Source organism: Sediminispirochaeta bajacaliforniensis DSM 16054 (assembly GCF_000378205.1).
Classification (GTDB): domain Bacteria; phylum Spirochaetota; class Spirochaetia; order DSM-16054; family Sediminispirochaetaceae; genus Sediminispirochaeta; species Sediminispirochaeta bajacaliforniensis.
This window is the reverse complement of the sequence record NZ_KB899416.1, coordinates 26,559-46,749: the sequence shown is the minus strand read 5'-3', so window position 1 is coordinate 46,749 and position 20,191 is coordinate 26,559. Positions and strand designations below refer to the sequence as shown.

Annotated in this window: 18 protein-coding genes and 1 CRISPR repeat array; of the genes, 1 reads left to right on the top strand and 17 read right to left on the bottom strand. The window is 47.5% G+C overall.

Annotated elements, in window-relative coordinates; genetic code table 11:
- Positions 1-4: 4 nt before the first annotated feature.
- Positions 5-902: direct repeats of the CRISPR family, unit length 32 nt; unit sequence GTTTCAATCCACGCACCCGCGAGGGGTGCGAC.
- A 178-nt stretch (positions 903-1,080) separates the two neighbouring features.
- The 12 genes from cas2 to F459_RS0111435 all read right to left on the bottom strand — a co-directional run bounded on the left by cas2 (position 1,081) and on the right by F459_RS0111435 (position 13,437).
- A complete protein-coding gene (gene cas2, locus F459_RS0111495; protein ID WP_020612867.1) occupies positions 1,081-1,371 on the bottom strand; it encodes a CRISPR-associated endonuclease Cas2 in 291 nt (96 codons plus the stop codon).
- Between the two features lie 5 nt (positions 1,372-1,376).
- Positions 1,377-2,408: a type I-C CRISPR-associated endonuclease Cas1c gene (gene cas1c, locus F459_RS0111490; protein ID WP_020612866.1), complete on the bottom strand. Its 1,032-nt coding sequence runs from the start codon at positions 2,406-2,408 to the stop codon at positions 1,377-1,379.
- The gene (gene cas4 / locus F459_RS22245; protein WP_020612865.1) at positions 2,408-3,082 is read right to left on the bottom strand and encodes a CRISPR-associated protein Cas4; all 675 of its coding nucleotides are present in this window, start codon (positions 3,080-3,082) and stop codon (positions 2,408-2,410) included. Before cas4 ends, cas1c begins: the two co-directional genes overlap by 1 nt.
- Positions 3,083-3,484: 402 nt before the next feature.
- Positions 3,485-5,887, bottom strand: a complete 2,403-nt coding sequence (locus F459_RS0111470) for a CRISPR-associated helicase/endonuclease Cas3 (protein WP_020612862.1) — start codon at positions 5,885-5,887, stop codon at positions 3,485-3,487.
- Positions 5,888-6,817 (bottom strand): type I CRISPR-associated protein Cas7, encoded by a 930-nt coding sequence (locus F459_RS0111465; protein ID WP_020612861.1) that lies wholly within the window; start codon positions 6,815-6,817, stop codon positions 5,888-5,890. It lies immediately after the preceding gene.
- Positions 6,814-8,940 (bottom strand): hypothetical protein, encoded by a 2,127-nt coding sequence (locus tag F459_RS0111460; protein ID WP_020612860.1) that lies wholly within the window; start codon positions 8,938-8,940, stop codon positions 6,814-6,816. The genes F459_RS0111465 and F459_RS0111460 overlap by 4 nt, the downstream gene beginning before the upstream one ends.
- Positions 8,933-9,586: a CRISPR-associated protein Cas5 gene (gene cas5, locus F459_RS0111455; RefSeq protein ID WP_020612859.1), complete on the bottom strand. Its 654-nt coding sequence runs from the start codon at positions 9,584-9,586 to the stop codon at positions 8,933-8,935. The genes F459_RS0111460 and cas5 overlap by 8 nt, the downstream gene beginning before the upstream one ends.
- Positions 9,579-9,713 (bottom strand): hypothetical protein, encoded by a 135-nt coding sequence (locus F459_RS24545; protein ID WP_020612858.1) that lies wholly within the window; start codon positions 9,711-9,713, stop codon positions 9,579-9,581. The genes cas5 and F459_RS24545 overlap by 8 nt, the downstream gene beginning before the upstream one ends.
- A 122-nt stretch (positions 9,714-9,835) precedes the next feature.
- On the bottom strand, positions 9,836-10,846 hold the full coding sequence (locus F459_RS0111450) for a helix-turn-helix transcriptional regulator (RefSeq protein ID WP_020612857.1): 1,011 nt from the start codon (positions 10,844-10,846) through the stop codon (positions 9,836-9,838).
- Between the two features lie 109 nt (positions 10,847-10,955).
- Positions 10,956-11,756, bottom strand: coding sequence for a 2-oxo acid dehydrogenase subunit E2 (locus F459_RS0111445; RefSeq protein ID WP_020612856.1), 801 nt, complete (start codon positions 11,754-11,756; stop codon positions 10,956-10,958).
- 73 nt (positions 11,757-11,829) lie between these two features.
- A complete protein-coding gene (locus tag F459_RS23935) occupies positions 11,830-11,931 on the bottom strand; it encodes a MetS family NSS transporter small subunit (RefSeq protein WP_020612855.1) in 102 nt (33 codons plus the stop codon).
- A 9-nt stretch (positions 11,932-11,940) separates the two neighbouring features.
- Positions 11,941-13,437 carry a sodium-dependent transporter gene (locus F459_RS0111435; protein ID WP_020612854.1) on the bottom strand — a complete coding sequence of 499 codons (1,497 nt, stop codon included), beginning with the start codon at positions 13,435-13,437 and terminating at the stop codon, positions 11,941-11,943.
- 154 nt (positions 13,438-13,591) lie between these two features.
- Between F459_RS0111435 and mgrA the strand changes: the two genes are divergently transcribed.
- Positions 13,592-14,620 (top strand): L-glyceraldehyde 3-phosphate reductase, encoded by a 1,029-nt coding sequence (gene mgrA / locus F459_RS0111430; protein WP_026295000.1) that lies wholly within the window; start codon positions 13,592-13,594, stop codon positions 14,618-14,620.
- Positions 14,621-14,676: 56 nt separating this feature from the next.
- Here mgrA and F459_RS0111425 read toward each other — a convergent pair whose 3' ends face one another.
- The 5 genes from F459_RS0111425 to F459_RS0111405 all read right to left on the bottom strand — a co-directional run bounded on the left by F459_RS0111425 (position 14,677) and on the right by F459_RS0111405 (position 20,127).
- A complete protein-coding gene (locus F459_RS0111425) occupies positions 14,677-15,639 on the bottom strand; it encodes a carbohydrate ABC transporter permease (protein ID WP_020612852.1) in 963 nt (320 codons plus the stop codon).
- Positions 15,633-16,526, bottom strand: a complete 894-nt coding sequence (locus F459_RS0111420; RefSeq protein WP_013253660.1) for a carbohydrate ABC transporter permease — start codon at positions 16,524-16,526, stop codon at positions 15,633-15,635. The genes F459_RS0111425 and F459_RS0111420 overlap by 7 nt, the downstream gene beginning before the upstream one ends.
- Before the next feature lie 207 nt (positions 16,527-16,733).
- Positions 16,734-18,041, bottom strand: coding sequence for an ABC transporter substrate-binding protein (locus F459_RS22995; RefSeq protein ID WP_245540160.1), 1,308 nt, complete (start codon positions 18,039-18,041; stop codon positions 16,734-16,736).
- Between the two features lie 169 nt (positions 18,042-18,210).
- Complete coding sequence (locus F459_RS0111410; RefSeq protein ID WP_020612851.1) at positions 18,211-18,888, bottom strand: response regulator transcription factor; 678 nt, start codon at positions 18,886-18,888, stop codon at positions 18,211-18,213.
- Positions 18,889-18,891: 3 nt separating this feature from the next.
- A complete protein-coding gene (locus F459_RS0111405; protein ID WP_020612850.1) occupies positions 18,892-20,127 on the bottom strand; it encodes a sensor histidine kinase in 1,236 nt (411 codons plus the stop codon).
- Between the last annotated feature and the right edge of the window lie 64 nt (positions 20,128-20,191).

Below are 20,191 nucleotides of genomic sequence, written 5' to 3'. Positions count from 1 at the left end.
TTACGTTTCAATCCACGCACCCGCGAGGGGTGCGACGCGTCGGTTTCCTTATTGCCATTATACCAATTCTTGTTTCAATCCACGCACCCGCGAGGGGTGCGACGGTTTGCTGTTCCGCGGTCGAGTAATAAGCCTGAGTTTCAATCCACGCACCCGCGAGGGGTGCGACATGGCGTAATTGTTGAGGTATACATCGTGTGCGCTGTTTCAATCCACGCACCCGCGAGGGGTGCGACCCTACGCAGCCCACGCAGCCAACGCAGCAGCCTACGTTTCAATCCACGCACCCGCGAGGGGTGCGACTCCGTCGGCGGACATATTTATAAGGACTTCCAATGTTTCAATCCACGCACCCGCGAGGGGTGCGACAGTTGACACATAGGCCCAATGGGCCTATACTATAGTTTCAATCCACGCACCCGCGAGGGGTGCGACTGTACTGAGTAGGATACGTCGTTACTATAATTATAGTTTCAATCCACGCACCCGCGAGGGGTGCGACCCCCAAGAGAGGAGGCTAATAACTCTTAGGGCCAGTTTCAATCCACGCACCCGCGAGGGGTGCGACCCGAAGAAGTCCTTGATGCCGTCGGCCCCGACATGTTTCAATCCACGCACCCGCGAGGGGTGCGACAGGGAATGAGGCAGCGAAAACAGATGAGAGAGCAAGTTTCAATCCACGCACCCGCGAGGGGTGCGACCCGACGGACTCTCCGTCGGCGACTCCCTCAACCTCGTTTCAATCCACGCACCCGCGAGGGGTGCGACAGGGAATGAGGCAGCGAAAACAGATGAGAGAGCAAGTTTCAATCCACGCACCCGCGAGGGGTGCGACCCGACGGACTCTCCGTCGGCGACTCCCTCAACCTCGTTTCAATCCACGCACCCGCGAGGGGTGCGACAGGCTGCAGTATATCTTTTTTCAGGGGAAAAAGTTAAGAGGCCATATCTGCGAACAGTATGCATAATCGCAAAAAAAGGAACACTTCCTTCTCTATATTTTCAAAGATCATTACCATATAAAGAATTATCAACGATGCGAAAGGTCGGGGTTTTTATGTATCATTTTGGTTCGCAGCATCAAACGATAACCGGTCCATCGACATCAAGGGAGGGTTTCGCACCGAAATGCTCAACCCGACGCTTGTAATTTGATCCGAGAAAATAGTAGCGAAGGCTGTCCTCCTGAGGGTCAACGATCGTCTCGAGTTGGTGCTTGAGTTTAACCCATTGGGCAGGATCAATCACGCATTCAAATACCGAGTGCTGTACCCTCTGCCCATAATTGAGGCATGCCTTAGCGACCTTACGAAGGCGTCTGGTACCACCTGGGGTGGTGACGGCAACATCATAGCTGACCAATACCATCATACTTTTTACCTCCAGAAAAAGGACGGATAGCCATCGAGATCCCCGCGCAAAAAACGGGCCATTAGATTCGCCTGTACAAAAAAGAGCAGGCCGATGGGAATCTTTTCCTCAATATAGGGATGAAAGACCTCGGTTTGTTTCCTATTTTGATATTCCACCAATAGGGTCTTTCTGGTTTTATCATCCATGATCACGGCACCATTCTCAGCCCGTTTGAAACCCGACTTGGCAACCTGTCGGCGGTTGATCAACGAGAGGACCAGGCGGTCGGCAATGACGGAGCGAAACTCCTCCATCAGATCAAGGGCAAGACCGGGACGCCCCGGTCGGTCCCGGTGCAGGAAGCCGACAGCCGGGTCCAGGCCGACGGTTTCCAGGGCCGATCGCACGTCATGGGCAAGGAGGGTATAGGTAAACGAAAGCAGGGCATTGACCTCATCCAGGGGAGGCCGGCGGTTTCGCTCCGAAAAGGTAAAATCGTGCTTCTGATCCACAATCAAATGGTTGAAGACCCCAAAATAGAGTGCCGCCCCGATCCCCTCAATACCGCGGACCTCATCGGCGTTCTTGGCCCGTTCAAGTTGCTGAAGATATCTGGCAATCTGAGCCGCAGCATCGGAGAGTGCCGAGTCATCGACCCGCTCCTTATGGTCACGGATGGCACGGTTGACCACGAGCCTGGAGTTGGCGAGTTTTGCCTCGATGATGTTTTTTGCAACATCCCGGGTTACCCGTGGGTCATCAGCCTGCCGGTATTGGGTCCGGCGTAACAGAACGTTCCCGCTAACCGGTCCCCGGACCGCGGCAAGGAAACGGCCGTGTTCGCTTAAAAAGGAGACGGTGATATCCCGTTCGGCACAGAAGCCTAATAAAAAAGGGGAACAGAGCACGTTGCCGAAGGCAACGATCCCTCCCAGAGTATGGATCGGCAACTGCAAGGCCTTTTCACCGCCCTGCTCGATAACGACGGTCTCCCCTTCCTTGCGCAGATAACTACCTTGCGTGGCGACATAGAGGGTATTCAGCAATTTTCGCATTACACATCTTCCTTACATGTATCTTCATCATGCAAACTCTTTCGTATCTGATTCTGTACATAACGGGCAACATTCTTGCCGCCACCGTCCACGGTCTTCGGCATACAAAGATCAAAAAGGGAACAACGGTCACACTTTCGCCTTTCGTATACCGCTTCAGGCGTGGCCCCAGAAGCAGCAATGATCCGGATTCGCTCGATTAAGCCTGAGGTCTTTTCGCGAAGTTGCTCCGAAATTTCAACCGACCGCCTGCGGTGTTCCCCCAGATAATACAACTGTCCCTCGCTTATCTCGCAGTCAAACATCTCCTCCAGGCACAGGGCCTGAGCGCAGAGCTGCACACGGTCGGGGTCCTCTTCCTTGTTTTTACCCCGCTTAAATTCCACAGGCACAATCGAAACAATCCGACCCGCATCATCCTTTTCGAATTCGACCACATCGGCCTTCCCTATGAGACCGAAAGAAAGTGATCGTATGGCCAAGCCATATTCCGCCTTGTAGTTCCTTCGACTCTCATGGTGCTCAATATCCACCCGCTCATGCAGGATATTCCCTTCGGCGGTAAAACGGTTCTCTTCCCAAACCCGTTCAAGGTGGATCAGCGCATACTGTCGTTCGCAGAACAGAACATGCTGTAAAGCAGAAATGGGAATAAGCTCGTCTTCATCAACCATCTTCCATACCCTCAATAACACCATCGAAGCAGAGCTGTTTGAGAAAGGAATCCCTTTCGGCTATCATATGATAGCAAAAGGGCGTCCATCCCGACTTTGAGCTCTTCCCTCCAGCGGATACAGGAGAAAGGTTATCTAGTGGTTTGTGGTATGTACTCATTTAGGTTCCCATATTTTCTTATAATCGCCAATAGTGTTAGCGATTATTATAATATTCGCCACTACAGTTGGCATCAATCAGAAAAAGAGTTTTTGAAGGGGGAAGTCTCCCCCTCGCTCCAGCCTCCCTTATCGCCGGGGCTCACCGGGCTTGCTCTCGCGCCGCCCGGCCCCGACGGGGAGTCTTCCGCTCCCCCCTCTCCGGGGCAAAGCCCCGGAGACCTCGGGAAGAACCATTTTCATTCAGATGATGCCACCTTCATTCTTAAAAAATTTATCTATTTTAAGAATTCCACCCATAATCCCAAGAAAGGATGAATCATATTCATATGTATCCGTCCATGAAAATATATCATCATTTTTACAACGTGCTACCGGATGTAAATGCCACTTTTGAATTTTATTCGACCATAATTGAACAGAGCTTTCCTGTATGTTTTGCCAACTAACTGGTATTCCTAATTCCAGTTTTTGAACTACATCTGCATCTATAATTACAGTTGCGGTATCCGTTTTAATAATATGATATTCCCTTTCTACTTCCTGAAAATCAAGCTTTTTCTCTTCAAAAAAAATATTATCAGATCCTTCTTTATCTTTTTCATTAATTCTAGAATATTCCTTTCGAATAGCCGTTGTCGATAATTCTGCTAATGATATTTCTGGTCGAATTATATCACTCCATAATTCCAAGAACACAATACTTGCGTCTTCAAAACCAGGATGTTTATTTAAACCATTCTCAGGTACAATACTAAAGTCATAAAGTAATCCACTTGAACGTAATCCATGCCGGTTTATCCTTCCTGCCACTTGCAGAAAACTTGTTACAGAACATCTTTCACGAAATCCAATTGAAAAATCCAGATCAACTCCTGCTTCCACACAACTTGTTGCGATCAGATACCAACGACTTTGATTCCATTCGCTATCTTCCTGTCTTCTCTGGATTTCTTTTAAGATAATATCTCTGTCTTTAGGAGCAAGGGCTGTACTAAGATGAAGAACTTGCTTATTTTGTAAAGAATTGCCCATATCGTTTAAAACAGACGCTAAACTATAGGCAACTACAGCGGCTGATTGTACCGTATTCATAATTATCAAACATGATGGTCTTATCTGCTTATGAAGCCCATTCCATAACTGTATATCCTGAATTTTATCAATAATGTCATTTAGCGATAACGCATCTTCAAATTCTCTAAATTCGACCCTTTTAGTTTCCGCTACCATTGCCTTCTTTTGTAGATTCTTGGAAAAAAGGTCAGGCAACTGCTGTACTTCTTCCTCTCCGATTAGATATCTATCGTTCCAGAATTCCACCATTGATCCGGAAGAAAAAACAATATTGCAGCCCCAACTATTCGATAATTCACGCAGCCAATGCCAGCTTATTTTTAGCAGCCAGGCAGGAAGACAGGCATGTGATTCATCAATAAAGATTGAGGCCCCCACAACAGCCTGTAACTTCCTCAACTTTGTAGGATTAGCACTTGCAAGGGTTTCAAAAAACTGAACAGCAGTGGTCACTACTATAGGAGCACGCCAAAGCACAGTATATTGCCGCATATCCTTGTCGCTGAAATCTGCTTTATGATGATGTGCCACAACAATTTGTTCAGGTTCTTCTCCTTCTAAAACAATAGCTTTACGAAGGACTTTAACAGTTTGATCAATAATGTTTGAAAATGGAGCTATAACAATTATCCTGCTTGCATTATTCTCTATGGATTTTCTTAACAGATAAGCCATCACAGATGTTGTTTTTCCCAACCCGACAGGGGCTGAACACATAGCTAATTTCGATTTGAGTAATTCATCGGTGTAACAATGTTGATAAAATAACTCACGCAATTCATTTCGTTCTTTCTCTAAGCCTGTAACGTCCTTTCTTAATGATCTGATATATTTATCAAGTGCAGACAAACGTTTATTCCATAAAGTATTAAGTGGTACAAAAGGCTGCAACGAGGTACCTAAAGAATATGCTCCTGCGCTGCCATGATCGGCATCAACCAGACATGAAAGTATCAGCCTAGTTGTTAGACCACTCTCAGGCAGTCGCATTGAGACATCCGGCCAAACTCCACAGCATTCTTTTTGTCTGGCAATATAGTTGTTAATATTTGAATCTGTTTTTTTTATAGCATCAAAATGTCTTAAGAAATCTTCCTTCACTAGAGAATTGCCATTTGCTAATCTTTTATGCCGCAACCCACGCAAACTGGTTGTAGAGAGCTTCATTCCTGTTTCAGCTGTCAGTTGTCGTATAAAATACTTTTCAGATTTTTTACTAGATAATCCAGGAGAATGATGACCTCTGATAATCCATGCTGCCAATTCATTCTGCATAGAATCTGCAATAGCGACTCCGGCATCGAGATGGTCTACAGGTAATCTACCTTTTCGTTCACCCCTTAACACAGATTGATTTTCTTCATCAAGCTTACCCATATCGTGTAACATTAAGGCAGCCTTAAACGTTTGTAACAGTATCTTTTTTTGTTCTCCATCTATTTCTGAAAAAGACAGAAGATACTTTAATAAAGGACAACCATACTCCACCATCTCTTTGATATGAGAAGAGTACAAATGAGGCTGTAATTCTGGTTTCTCTGAAGGTGGAGTATGAGCGATATAATTCATCTAAATATTCTCCATCAGATCTTCAACTTTGTTGAAACGATTCATTAGATCACCTAAATCACTTTTTGACGGAATATAATAATCTTCCATAGAGGATGGTTTGGAAACCCCGTTTTTAACCTTTTCCTTAATTTCTTCTTTAACTTTAGGAGTCAATGCCTTTATAAATAAATGCTCAGGGCAAGATCCCAATGCGTTTTTGTGTTCCGCAAACCATGCATGCAGAATGGAAATTTGAGGTCTAATTGCAGAAGCAGTATGCTGATACACATAGGGTAATATAAACTTAAATAATTCCAAATCTTCTGCCGTTGCTCCCGTCTTTTGAGCAATGCTTGGATTCACGAAAATAGGAATTGTATAAATACCATGCTGAACAACCCGAAAAGCTAAAGGAGCCATTCCTCGATCTTTATCTGCCTCAACTCCAGATTTATTTGTATTGGTCATTCGAACGACATCAATAGGGGCTACTGAAAGACCTACACCTATTTGCATTGCGCCAGTATTAATCAAATGATTATATCCACCTGCTTTCTTTTTTTCTTTTTGTTCTGCATCAAGTTCTGAGTCTTTTAGCGATTCCAAAAAAGTATTACCAAACAATCGAGCATCCCAGAACATTTTCTGAAATAACTCTTTATTCATACTTTTTATTTCATCGCGGTCACGACCACGTTCTTCTAAAATTCTAAAAGAATTCTTGGTTGATGATCCTAAATTCAATTTTTCTTTTGCTGCATTAAAAACCTCAGATTCTTCTCCTACCAAATCCCGGAATTTTCTTTTCAAGGAAACAGGGCTGATCATTCCCAAGCCATCCAGTTCTCTGGTTCTAGGTTCCGATTCCATATCCGGATCTCCGTTGGGGTTGGACATGGTAACATCTAATACAAGTAATCCTACATGTCTGTTAAATTCTGCTTTCATTTCTCTACTCCTTCTGCATTGTTTTCTTTTTCCATTTTTCCAAAAGGCCTTCCAGCTAAATATCCCAGCATAAGCTCCGTCTTATATGTATCGTTCACTAACTGAGAATTATCTGATAGATGCTTTTCTATATTCGATGAATGGCTTTCCAGCCAAACAGAGGCAGATAAACCGGCAATAATTGCCTTATCAGTAATTTCTTTATTCTCTGCCCGCTTTTTCTTAGCCCATACCTTATAAGGTTTGATTCGAGAAGCTAAGAATGCCAATGCTTTTATTGGACTTTGTAAAGCAATATTATAAGTAGCATTTCCAATAAGTGTGTTGGGAATATCCCCCTTTCTCATGTCCTGACAATAGCCTATATGTAATTCATCCATTGCAGAACATAGCTGACCTAATTGATAAGCAAAACTATCCATATATTCCTCCTTTTTTCTTCCGGCTTTGTACAAAAGAACTGCAAATAATGTTGCTACCCTCAAAGCAAGGCTATTTTTATCTGATTTTGTCACAACCTGTTGATTATTTTTTGATAAAGGCCACTGATTCTTACTCAATGCACAGTATCGAAACAAAGGCTCAATCTGGTTTGCAAGTTTCTGAAGATTTCTTAATGCTGCTGGTTTAACACTGTCAGATTGAGATATAAAAAGTGTCATTGTATCTGTGAAACTCATCGGGATTACTGATGTAGATGATAAACCATCACGTATGTACTTGTTTTGGGTCAGATAGGTTGCTTCGATAGGAGCTATTGCCCATGGACTCAGTAGTTTACTAGTTGCCTTTATTTTAGCAAAAAGTTTAAAATCAGGACAGTTATTGCATGCTTTGATCCATTCATTTGCAGCTTTTCTGAGAGTTTCTATTGTCGCAGATGTGGCATAATTTATTTTTCTATTTGCTTTATCAAGAACTTTGATTTCTGCAATTTCTACAACATCATCTGGAGTACAGTTACTTTTGTTAAAAAGATCAAGAACGGTTTTAGTAGCATTCTGATAATCGTCAAAATCATCAATATCACCTCCGGTAATTATCGGGGTAATTGTTAAGTCAAAATTACTTTTACAATAACCAATAAGAAGACTTGCTGATGATCCGGTAGATGAAGGTATTTTCTTCCAGGTTTTTCCTTCCAGACTATCCTTGGTTAGAAAAGTAATAGAGGCTGCTAACTTTTCTCCTATTAATCTATTTAACGAGAATGAATCAGTTCCGGCTTTGCCATATCGTCTTACAGTAGGACCGCTTGTTGTATCACTTTTTGCAAGAAGAAAAGTCTGACCGACTACATTCAAATTCTCAGAAGGAAAACTACCAGAAATTACTTCTCCCTCACTATTCGTCAATGCACAAATAGCTCGCTTAATTTGTTTGCCATGTTCTGCTTCATATAATGCTTTTGATAAAATAGAGATTCGTCTTTTTGATGACGCATAAACATCAATATCCTTCTGAGGCATACAATCAATCAGAAGAGTTACCCTGTTGCCATCTTTTATCTTACCTTTAGCATTTATTGAATCACCAAAAAATGTGTTTGCAATAATTTTCAATTTCTCCTTATTGTCAATAATATTCACCAAAGACTTCAATTTTTCTGCAAATTGATAAAGTATTGATAACCCATTGTTCCCAGCTTTACTATAGCGTTCAAAAAGATCATATATGTAAGAACCTTCCTGATTTCTTAGTAGTGGCTCTTTGAGTTGCTCTTTACGTTCTAGAATTCTCTTGCGGTAGCTTGGCCAACTTTTAATCTTGGGAATAGTAACACTATACTGATTGAGCAAATTATTAATCATATCTCGATATGCGGTAGCATCAGAATTTTTGCTATTTTTCCTCCATTCAGCATAGTCTTTATTCCCATCTGGAATAAAAGGATATTCAAATTTCGCAGCTGGAAATTGATTCTGTTGCCCATCTCGTATAGACCATATATCTTTTATTTTTTCTTTTGTTAATAATTCAATATTGTCAATATTCCCCTCCTTTGAGAGGCTGATTCTAAATGTTGTTCCTTTTCCAGGAGAGACAATATCATTATGTTTGATCTCTGGTTCTTCTCCAACATCATTTAATCCCTGATAGACAGAATAAAGTTCATTAATCATAATAAAATTCTCCATTTTGAATAACGGATTTATCATTCTGTATAAATTGGGGGTTATAAAATCCACTAATCGCTCTATCAAAAACCTGATTTAAAACGGATACCATATTTAGACTGATATCGGTATCGATTTCTGTTTGTTCCGAATCTTGATCTGTATTGCGTAAAGGACCCCAATAGCTGGGCACAAATTCATTCCATCCTAATGAAGGTGTTTTATAACATTGTCCATTTGCAAGCCGTCTTTTAAACATTGCCTGCAAAGCATGGCAGGGATTATTTCTTTTTTCTAAATGCTGCCCACTTCCATTCTCAATAACAGCATACAGGCGATAGCAAACATCAGAAAGGATTAAAGCGTTAAACTGGAAATTGGGCTTAGCTTTTATTTTTAATGGTCCTCTATAGTTTGTTGTATATCGTTGAAATCTTAATTCACCACAATGGGTATTTTTCTTTTTGCATATTTCTACCTTTGCTGGCCGTATCCAAGCTTTTCCATCATTATAAAAGGCCACAGATTCAAAAATCCCTTTAGCTGCAGACCATGTTGGGACAGGATAGCTTGTGGGAGTGGCCCCTGTATCTGGTCTTGACCACATTGCAAAAGGTCCAGCTATTTCCATTGATATTTCGTATTTATTCATAAGCGCTCCTTTTTAGTTTTACATAGTATCCTATCTTTGCTGCATTCCTTCTACTTAATGCACCAACGCTTTTGAGGTGATCCCTTAGTGTCTGCCCTTCATGTGCTATAGCTCTATCATCATGCATACACTCCCCCCTCAATTCCAGAAGTCTCAAAAATTTCTGATAACATTCTCCCCCACCCCCGTTGCATCTACCGCAACCCAAAATAGTTTTCTGCAATTTTTTTCTTGCGGAAAGGAAAGCTCCTACACATCCGTTGTCCCCTTTTCGGCATAAAGCGCGACCCCGCGTTCAAAATCTCTTCTGTGTCGCAGGCGTAAGTCTTCGGGCTCGAGGATTTCGACATCGGGACCCCAGCCGCGGATCCAGGGGTACATTTCTTTGGGTTCGGCGATGAGCGCGGACCAGATGAGACGTCCGTCGGGCAGGTAGTCGAGCTTTTGGCTGCTGTGCCACTGGGTCTCGGCAACCCGGTCCGCCACCACCGAAGAGAAGCAGAGCCGTACCGGAATGGGAGGAGCATCGGTACTCCAGATGCTCCAGGCGTTGCGGAGTCCTGCCATCATGCGTTCGGTGGGGATGCCGGCAAAAAGCTCAGGATCAGGGGGCCCCAGCATTACCGATTCGATCCGTTCGGTTTTGATGGTGCGGAAAAAAGGCGGACAGGCATTCAGGTCCCAACCAATGAGATGGACGGCCTTGCCTTCGGGATGGGGTTCGAGGGTAACGGGAAAGAGGTGAAATTGTCTCGTACTTTGTTTCTCCCGGGAAAAATGGCTGATCTTCACCGGTCGCATTTCGGATATTGCAATGCCGAGCTCTTCGATCACCTGCCGGTAGGCATCGTAATCTCCCGAAGATTCTGAGATAAATTCATCCAGCTCCTCTGCGGTATCCCGTATTCGAGCTGCCAGGGCCGGGCTTACCCGCCCCTGGGCATCGGCCAGTTTACGTAGGGCAGCCGAGGCATGGGGAAAGGGAAATCGCATTACCTTGGAAAAGAGTCTGGCAGAAAGATGAAGCGCCTCAAGCTCATGCATGGTAAGGTGAATGGTGTGGAGATAGCCGTGGCGATCCAGGCGGATACGGCCGTCGGATTCTTCGATCAGGGGCAGCTGGCTGGTAAGCAGGGTGATATCCCGGCCGATGGTGGATTTATGCACGCCAAGGCGTCGGGCGATCTCTGCCCGATGCAGGCCTTCCGGGTGGTCAAGCAGCAGCTGCTCGATCTGGGGAAATCGCAGAGAACGGGACATGGCACGTACCTTCCTCCATACATTTTGTGTTCAGAAAAAAGTATACCATAAAAAATCGTCCAATGCGGTTTGAGCTTCATTATTTTCGTGCAGGGAATCTTCTACACTTCTACAACTCGTCAGCCTGCTCGAGGCGGGCCGTCAGTTTTCCTGAAAAACGCGCTGCAGGGACTCCGTCGACCACATCATGATTAAACAATAAAGTCATGTGGAGGATCTCTCTGACAACAATCTCATTGCCCACAACCCACGGTTTTTTTGTAATCGATCCAAGGCCCACACAAAGATTGTGTATGGTCTTGGGAATAATCCATCCGGGGAAACGCCCGCTTCCTCCGACATTCGTCACAATGACCGTACCCATATGTTTTTGTATGACGAAGGGATTCCTCATGATACCTTTCCAGACGATCATTCGAAGCCACTGGGGAAACCGATAAAAGAGCGTGCTCTTCCACGCCCCCCGTTTTCTCGCTGCGTCTGAAAGAATGTAGTCCTTTTCACTGTCGATGCTTTTGCTGGCTGCACAGCGGATCTCCCTGCCGATCTCTTCTATTGTCTTCTTGTTGACGTGCCTGACAAGGGTAACAAGAGGCACCCGCTTTCCCTCAAGCTCCCGCTCAATCGGCAGCGAGATATCGACATCGTGGAACAGCACCTGTCGGCATCGCCTGGCATTGATCGCATGCATGTGCGGATACTCTTCTAAGGTTTTGGCTAAAACCTTGAGAAACCATGCCATAAAGCTGATATCTTCCCCTGATCGGATACGTTTCCGAATCCTCTGCCGGGCAAGGGTGACATCAACCTCGATAAGCCCCGCAATATCATGTCGTCTGCGGGCAATGGTCCCAACATCAAAGGTGGCAAGCCTTGATGCAGGGTATGCGGCAATGTCGTACGATTTCATTTTCAGTACGCTCCATGGTAAAAAAATAGGGACGGAACGTGTCCGTCCCCACTGGTTCATGTATTCCCAGAATCTACAAATTCCTCTTGCGCAATGCAATGGAAATACAAACTGCGGCCCCACCCCAGGTGAGCAGAAGCCCGAAAATCATAAAAATAATGGCTCCAATAGACATATATCCTCCTTAGCTCTTTGCTTTCGATGGTGCGAAGGCTCCGGGATCGGCCCACTTTGTTTTACCGAAGACGACACCCAAGATGACGATGAGCAATACAACGGCCCAACCGTATGCGATAAGCGGTCCAAGCTGGTAACCACCATAGGGGCTGGTAAACTCCTGAATAAAGCCCTGAACCGCGGTAACGGCTAAAACAAAAGGGGTGACGAACTTAACGGTCAACTCCCACCACATGCCTACTTTAAAGTCGGAAACGGGCTCGAAATGATCACGTAACGTAATGAGCTTACAGATCCAACCGATAAAGATAAGCTCCGTCAAGCCAGACAATACGACGCCAAAGTTGTTGACCCAGTGATCGACGATGTCGAGAATATACAGCCCGGCGCCGGTGGTAAATACAAGGCTTACCAGGCCTGCAATGAGGGTATAGCCGACAACCACTTTTTTCCGGGGAAGATTAAGCTTGTCGGCAAAAGAAGAGACAAGGACCTCATTAATCGATATAAACGACGAAAGCCCGGCAAAGGTCAAAGAGAGAAAAAAGAGGATTCCCACGAGGACACTCATTGTCGGGAGTTGGTTGATTGCCTGGGGAATGGTGGCGAAAGCAAGAAAGACCCCGCTCAGTTTTTCAGGAAGTTGTCCCCCCGCCTGCTGTGTCATAAAGCCGATAATGCTAAACACGGTGATCCCCGAAAGAATGCTGAAACCACAATTCAGCAATCCCGTCATAAAGGCATTATTGACGATATCCGACTTCTCCGGGAGATAGCTTGCATAGGTGAGCATGATGGCAAAGGCAATACTCAGGCTGAAAAAGATCTGACCATAGGCGGCAATCCAGACCCTGCCGCTGAGCATCTTGCTGAAATCAGGACGAAAGAGCCGTTCAAGGCCGTCTGCGGCCCCGGGAAGGGTAACGCCGCGAACCATAACGATCAGCAGAATAACAATTAAAAGTGGCATGAAGATCTTGTTAGCCTTTTCAATTCCCGACTTTACACCTGCGTAGAGCACAACAAAACTTACAAGCCATGCGAAAAGGGTTGCTGCAACGATTCCCCATCGGAAGCCCCCTAAGTGAAAGGGACTATCGGTGAGACCTAAAAAATCTCCTGTAAAAAAGGCAACCGTCTTATCACCCCACGCCAGAGTAAAGGAGTAGCCCACATAGCTGATGGCCCAGCCTACAATAACCACATAATAGACGGCGATGACAAAACTGATAAACACCTGCCACCAACCAAGCCATTCCCATTTTCTGTTAAGTTTTGCAAAGGTAAAGGGAGCGCTCCCCTTCATTTTATGCCCGAGGGAAAACTCCAGAATCAAAATAGGAATTCCTGCTGTAACCAAGGCGAAGAAATAGGGGATAAGAAAAGCACCCCCTCCGTTTTCAAAGGCCATATAGGGAAATCGCCAGATATTTCCCAGACCGATTGCGGAACCGACAGCAGCAAGGATAAATCCTGCCCTGCTACCCCATGTTTCTCGTTTCATGTACTATCCTCCTGCGGGTGGCTATTCTCCAATGTTTGAAGACAATCCGTCAACCGATTTGGAGTAATCTCGGTAAAAAGGATATATCACCACCACGATTCCGGACACTACATGCAAATTTGTCCGCTTTCCCGCTTTTTTATATATTGAAAGAATGAATTACCAAGCAGACGAAAAACGATACGAACGGATGGAGTACCGCCGTTGCGGTAGAAGCGGTTTGAAGCTGCCGATCATAAGTCTGGGCCTCTGGCATAACTTCGGCGGGGTTGATACCCTTGAGAATGGGCGGGCCATGCTGCACCGTGCCTTTGATCTCGGAATCACCCACTTTGATCTGGCAAACAATTACGGACCGCCTTACGGATCGGCGGAGGAAAACTTCGGGAAGATCTTCAAGCAGGATTTCCTCCCCTATCGAGACGAGTTGGTCATTTCAACCAAGGCAGGCTACGATATGTGGCCGGGCCCTTACGGGAACTGGGGTAGCAGAAAGTATCTTCTCGCAAGCCTGGACCAAAGTCTTTCCCGGATGGGTCTCGATTATGTCGACATCTTCTACAGCCATCGTTTCGACCCGGAGACACCGCTTGAAGAAACCATGGGAGCCATGGCTTCGGCAGTGAAACAGGGGAAGGCCCTTTATGCGGGAATTTCCAGTTACAGTGCGGAAAAAACGAAAGAGGCGGCATCGATTCTCCGTGGCATGGGCGTGCCCCTTTTGATCCATCAGCCCAGCTACTCCATGCTCAATCGCTGGATTGAGAAAGAGCTGCTTGCCGCCCTGGAAGAAGAGGGTGTGGGCTGCATCACGTTTAGTCCTCTGGCTCAGGGAATGCTTACCGATAAATATCTCAAGGCAATTCCGGCAGGCTCCCGGGCAGCAAAGAGCAATACGGCCCTGGATGCCTCGCTCCTGACCAGGGAAAACCTTAGCCACATCGCAAAACTCAACGAGCTTGCCGCCGCCCGCGGCCAGACCCTGGCCCAGATGGCGCTGAGCTGGAACCTGCGAAACAGCCAGGTGACCTCGGTTCTGATCGGGGCAAGCAGCCCGAAGCAGATCGAAGAAAATGCCGAAATTGTGGGTAAGCTTACCTTTTCCAGCGACGAGCTTGCCGAGATCGACAGATGGGCCCAGGAGGGAGGCATCAACCTCTGGGCGGAATCGAGCAAATACTAAAAGCGCCCCCGGTTTCGAAACCGAAGCCGGGGGATACTCGCAATCAAAGGAAAGAGCTATTCCTTGACCCCTCCTTCGGTCATGCCTCCGGCAAGGTTTTTCTGAACGGTCATGAAGAGAACGATGACCGGCGTGGCAGTGAGCACCGATGCGGCCATGATCCTGTCCCAGATGGCGTTTTTGCTATGGATCAGGGCCTTAAGCCCCATGGGAAGGGTGTAGAGGTCTCGAAAATTCTTCAGGAAGACCGAGGCAAAGAGGTACTCATTCCAGGCTATCATGAAACAGTAAATAAAGACCGTCACGATTGCGGAAATGGAGAGGGGAATGATGATACGCCAGATGGTACCGAAACGGGTTGATCCTTCGATCATGGCCGCCTCTTCGATAGAAAAGGGGATGGTCCTGAAGTAGTTTCCCAGCATGTAAAGGGAAACGGGAAGGGTCTGGACGATATAGATGATGAGCAAGCTCAGGAAAGCTCCCGATGGGATACTGACCCACCCGAGGTTTACGAACATCCGATAGAGGGGAATAAGCAGAAGGATGCCTCCGAACATATAGACGAAGAGCACTCCCCGCTGAATAAGGGACCGTCCTGGATAGCGAAGCCGGCTAAAGGAGTATGCCCCGAGTATGGCCAGCAGCACGGTCACAAAGGCGGCGGAAAATGAGAGTATCAGCGAGTTGAGAAAATAGGTAATAAAAGGAAAAACATCGCCGGTACTCTTGTATTTGTCTAAAATTGCCTTGCGTTGGGACGTGGTGAGATTTGGGGTCTCTTCCAAAAGGGTACGTACCGATTCAGGGACATTCTTGGTTCCCTGGCCAATATTCAAGAGCTCCTTATATGCGTCGAGATTGATATGTTTGGGAATAAGCGAGGGATCCCCCCATTCGGCAGGGAACTTCAGAGACGTCGAAAGCATCTGAAAAAAAGGGAAAAGGCTAAAAAACACAATGCCCAGCACCAAAAGGAAAAAGAGGATTTTTCTGATCGGACTTGTTCGTTTTACCATTTGAGTACCCTCTTGACGTAGAAGAGAATGAAGACCAAAAGCAGTAGGAATTGTATGACCGCCAGTGAGGCGCCCTGTCCGAGCTCCATGGTACCGACAAAGGCCTTGAAATAGGTATAGACCGATAGAACCTTCACGTTTTCGGTAAGCAAAAATACCTCTTCGAATTTATTGAAATTCCAGATAACACGCAGAAGAACGATGGCCCCCATGACGAAGTAGAGTTCGGGAAAGGTGATATAGCGGAACTTCTGCCAGCCCGAGGCCCCGTCGATCTCCGATGCCTCGTAGAGGTTCGCGTCGACGGCCTGAAGCCGGGAGAGGATCATGAGGTAGGAAAAAGGGAAGTTCTTCCAGATGCTGAAGATGATGGCCACCCACACTGCGGTTGACGGCGATCCGATCAGGTTGAATCGTGATGAAAAAAGGCCCAGCTTTTCGTAGGTGATATCCATGAAAATGCCGTTGACGGGGTCGAAGATAAACTGCCAGGCAAAGACCACCGAGATGACCGGAGCCACATAGGGAAAGAGGATAAGCGACCGCACAAGTCCCCGGAGAGGAAATGGGCGGTTCATGGCGAGGGCCACGATAAGCCCCATGAGGGTGGTTCCTATGGTGGTGAAAAATACATAGAGAAGGGTGGTAAGCACCGAATGCCAGAATGTAGGATCGGTGACCACGTTCCGATGGTTTTCCAGCCCGACGTAGGTGTTTGCGGCCATGGGCCGTACGTCGAAAAAACTGAGATAGATGTTATAAACGATCGGATAGAGAATGAGGGAGAGGATAACGGCTACCGCAGGCAGCACAAGGGCCCATCCGAGCAATATCTCCCGCTTTTTGAGATCAAGGGCACTGGACGATAGTAGATTTGCTCCGTTCATGCTTTGCATCCTGTATTCCGGGGTAAAGACGACTCCGCCGAATCTATATATCGCATCTTCGGCGAAGTCGTACTCTTTTTCTGTCTGAACAGGGGAAGGCTAAGTTGCAGCCCTCTCCATCAGACTATTCCATGAGTTTCTTCATTTCGCCTTCGGCCCAGGTCATGGCCGCATCCACCGCCATTCCTTCCTGGGTAATCTTGTAGATCATTTGGGGAATGATCTGCTTGGAGTAGATGGAGCTTGCGGCAGCCATCCGTTTGCCGTCGACGATGCTGAAGGTTTATCCAGCCCGCTGATGATCTCTTCCATCTTCTCCTTGCCGTAGTGTTTGAAGATGCCCTTGGGATCGTTCTGGAAGCGCTCGTTCGCGGCGATCGATTTCAGGACGGGATTCATACCCCCGGGGGCCATGTGAAGCCAGGTGATGTAGGCATTGGGGGTAAAAAGATAGCGGATGAACTTTTCGGCTGCCGCGGCCTTTGCCGCATCACCGTGTTTGGGAATGGCCAGACTGACGATGGTTCCGTAGCCTGCGCCCTGGGTATTGGTGATGGTCGAAGCGAGACGGGTATTGGTTACCAGCTCGGGATCGAAATTCTTGCCTTCGAGATCGGCAAAATTGTCGCCGGTCAGGGAATCCTTGGCGTTCTCTTCGATGGCCAAATCATCCATGATATAGCTGGAATAGAAGAACATCGCCATTTTCCCCTGAAGGTAGTAGTCCCTGGCACGCCACCCCTGGGGTCCCGGCGGGGTATTCTTGGCAAGTTCGGCATAGTACGCCACAGCCTCTTTCATTTCCGGCGAATTGAAGATGAGATTACCGTTTCCGTCGAAAAGCTGAGCACCATTTGCCATAGCGATTTGGGTGAAACATTGTTCGGTATAGGCATCTGCCTTGGTGCCGACGAGGATGCCGTATTGGTTTTGATCCGGCTTGTCGAAGTACCTTGCCGCAGTAAGAATATCATCCCAGGTGGAAGGAGCATTAAGACCCGCTTCCTCGAACCAGTCGGCCCGGTACCAGATTCCCTGAACCCAACCATGGTAGGGAACAGCGTAGTAACTGCCCTTTGTGCTGCTTTCATTTAAGGCCAAGGGTCCCGCGTAGAACTTATCCTTACCAATGGAATTGATAAGATGCGTAATCGATTCGCTGTCGAGAAGCCCCTCGCTGCCGAAGGCAACGGCATTCTCGGCGGCGCACTCGATCATTCCGGGAAGGGTATTTGATGCCGCAGCGGTATTGAGCTGGGTGGCCATGTCGTTTTCATCAACGGCTACCAGCTTTATGGTCACCTCGGGATTGAGGGCTTCGAAGGTGTCGATAAGCACCTGGATGGTAGCCATCCGGTCGGATTGGGTCTGAGTGGTCCAGAAATCGATGGTGACAGGTGCTGTGGTTTGGGCGGACTGGGCAGAAGAAGCTCCCGCGGATTCTCCTTGTCCACCGGCCCACAGTGCCGTAAGGCCAAAAAGCGATACGACTAAAAGTGTGACTAGCTTTTTCATTACGTTCTTTCCTCCTTAAACAATTCTTTTTTTCCGTTTTCCATGGTAGGGCCGGTATGGTCAGGAGGCAATAGTACCGAAGTACCGGTTTGGTACCATCCTCCGGTAGGAGGAGAGGGGAATTCACCAGCAAAGAGAAAGCGGCCGGCAGCCGAACAGGAAGAAAGGGTCAGTCGAGGTAGGAACAGTAGTGCTCAAGGTGAAGGCCGCGACCGATCTCGGCGACCCTGAAACGATCACGTGTTTCCAGCTTTGCGTAGATTTTCGATATATGATTTTTTACTGTCTGCTCCGCGATAAAGAGTCTATTGGCAATGGCGGTATTGTCCATGCCCCGGGAAATAAAATAGAGGACCTCACGCTCTCTGCGGCTAAAGTCCCCAACGGTGAAGTCTCCCGCATCAGGGGAAGGCTCCGGTGCATGTTCCTCCCTGCCGAGAATTTTTCCCACAACATCGGGGGAAAGGAGGATATTTCCGCTGCCCACGGCCCTGATGGAACCGATCAAATCCTCAGGAGGGATATTTTTCAGCAGGTAACCCACGGCATTGTACTGCATCGCCTCCCTGACATAGGTGTCATCGTCGAAGGTGGTGAGCATTACAACCTTGATACCCGGGAACTCCGCGGAAAGGCGGCGGGCGGTCTCAACCCCGTCCATCCCCGGCATCCTTACATCCATAAGAACGATATCGGGATGGGTGTCACGGACGACCTGAAGCCCCTCCTCCCCGTTGTGAGCGGTTCCCACCACCTCAATGTCGTCGGCACGAAAATCGAGAACTGTTTTCAGGCTCTCCACAAAAAGAAGCTGATCATCCACCAGAACAACTCGTATCATCGCCATAGTCTACTCCTTCTGATCCAGGGGAAGCATCGACTGAACACGAAATCCATCCGGCCCCGAGCGAAAATCGACACTGCCCCCCACCCCTTTGACCCGTTCCCGCATGCCGCTGAGACCCAGGCCGTCGACAACCTCCTCCGACCCCTTTCCATTATCACTCACCGTCACAAGAAGCACCCCCTCCTCCACCCACAGGGTGATACGGACCTGTGAGGCCATGCCGTGTCGAAAGGCATTGGTAAGCCCCTCTTGCACGATGCGGAAAAGTACCAGGTCCAGCTTCGCCCCCAAACTTTCCGGAGCATTGCCGTATTCCACTGAAATGTGCATGCCCGTACCTTCGCTGAAGGAACGGGTAAGGTGGGCAATGGCCTGCAATCCTACCGTTTCCCGAAGTTCCTCCGAGCGTATGCGCCGCATGGTCCGGCGGGTCTCTTCGAGACAGCTTCGGGCCTCGGAAATGGAACGGTCCAGGGCATCCCGTGCCTTAACGCCATTGCTCTCCATGAGGTCCTTGGCCGCCTCCAGGGTCATCAGGATATTGGTAAGAGAGTAGCCGACGCTGTCATGGATCTCCCGACTCAGCCGTCGCCGTTCCGAATTAACGGCCGAATATTCCACGCTGTGGACATAGCGCTGGAAATCGAGATTTGCCTCCGACAGCCTGTCTATGACGCTGTTGAGGTGCCGAACCTTGCCGACCAGGGAGCTTTCCGTGCTTATTGCCCAGCGGGCCGTAAGCAGGGCTGAGGCATAAAGGAAGGCAATGATACCGATAAACAGCCTGCTCTGCATTGGAGTGGCAGCCCGGGTAAGATAAAAGGCCGAACCGGCACGCCCCAAACCAAGGGCGACAAGAAGAGAGAGCAGCATGTAGATTACCGCGTTACGAAAAGGGTGATACAACGCTATCTCGGTAAGAAGCGAAAAAAGCATGAGCACGCTTATCTCGTCGCCGAGTCCAAGAGGATAAGCAATGAGAAAAAAAAGAGCGATACGGAACATTGTCAAGAGGTCCCGACCGGTGGAAAAGAAAAGGAGCATCGAGTTGGCGGCGGCCGCCACTAAAAGTAAGCGAAAATGCCATCCATATCGACGTATGAGCTGGTAATCTTCAGGCAGAGGCTTCCTGGATATAAATAAAAGAAAGGCAATGAGATAGAGGAGAAGAATCAAAATAGCCACTGCCGCCCGAAAGAAGGGACGGCGGGTTGCCTGAAGATCGGAGAGGGATTTCACTTTTAGAGTGTATCATACTTCAGAGTGACGGTCTCCATACTCTCTATCCTCTACCGTTTCCATG

Excerpts from the sequence above, each read along its gene's own strand:
- cas2 (WP_020612867.1), bottom strand. The coding sequence starts at position 1,371 with ATGATGGTATTGGTCAGCTATGATGTTGCCGTCACCACCCCAGGTGGT.
- cas1c (WP_020612866.1), bottom strand. The coding sequence starts at position 2,408 with ATGCGAAAATTGCTGAATACCCTCTATGTCGCCACGCAAGGTAGTTAT.
- cas4 (WP_020612865.1), bottom strand. The coding sequence starts at position 3,082 with ATGGTTGATGAAGACGAGCTTATTCCCATTTCTGCTTTACAGCATGTT.
- F459_RS0111470 (WP_020612862.1), bottom strand. The coding sequence starts at position 5,887 with ATGAATTATATCGCTCATACTCCACCTTCAGAGAAACCAGAATTACAG.
- F459_RS0111465 (WP_020612861.1), bottom strand. The coding sequence starts at position 6,817 with ATGAAAGCAGAATTTAACAGACATGTAGGATTACTTGTATTAGATGTT.
- F459_RS0111460 (WP_020612860.1), bottom strand. The coding sequence starts at position 8,940 with ATGATTAATGAACTTTATTCTGTCTATCAGGGATTAAATGATGTTGGA.
- cas5 (WP_020612859.1), bottom strand. The coding sequence starts at position 9,586 with ATGAATAAATACGAAATATCAATGGAAATAGCTGGACCTTTTGCAATG.
- F459_RS24545 (WP_020612858.1), bottom strand. The coding sequence starts at position 9,713 with ATGCATGATGATAGAGCTATAGCACATGAAGGGCAGACACTAAGGGAT.
- F459_RS0111450 (WP_020612857.1), bottom strand. The coding sequence starts at position 10,846 with ATGTCCCGTTCTCTGCGATTTCCCCAGATCGAGCAGCTGCTGCTTGAC.
- F459_RS0111445 (WP_020612856.1), bottom strand. The coding sequence starts at position 11,756 with ATGAAATCGTACGACATTGCCGCATACCCTGCATCAAGGCTTGCCACC.
- F459_RS23935 (WP_020612855.1), bottom strand. The coding sequence starts at position 11,931 with ATGTCTATTGGAGCCATTATTTTTATGATTTTCGGGCTTCTGCTCACC.
- F459_RS0111435 (WP_020612854.1), bottom strand. The coding sequence starts at position 13,437 with ATGAAACGAGAAACATGGGGTAGCAGGGCAGGATTTATCCTTGCTGCT.
- mgrA (WP_026295000.1), top strand. The coding sequence starts at position 13,592 with ATGAATTACCAAGCAGACGAAAAACGATACGAACGGATGGAGTACCGC.
- F459_RS0111425 (WP_020612852.1), bottom strand. The coding sequence starts at position 15,639 with ATGGTAAAACGAACAAGTCCGATCAGAAAAATCCTCTTTTTCCTTTTG.
- F459_RS0111420 (WP_013253660.1), bottom strand. The coding sequence starts at position 16,526 with ATGAACGGAGCAAATCTACTATCGTCCAGTGCCCTTGATCTCAAAAAG.
- F459_RS22995 (WP_245540160.1), bottom strand. The coding sequence starts at position 18,041 with ATGAAAAAGCTAGTCACACTTTTAGTCGTATCGCTTTTTGGCCTTACG.
- F459_RS0111410 (WP_020612851.1), bottom strand. The coding sequence starts at position 18,888 with ATGGCGATGATACGAGTTGTTCTGGTGGATGATCAGCTTCTTTTTGTG.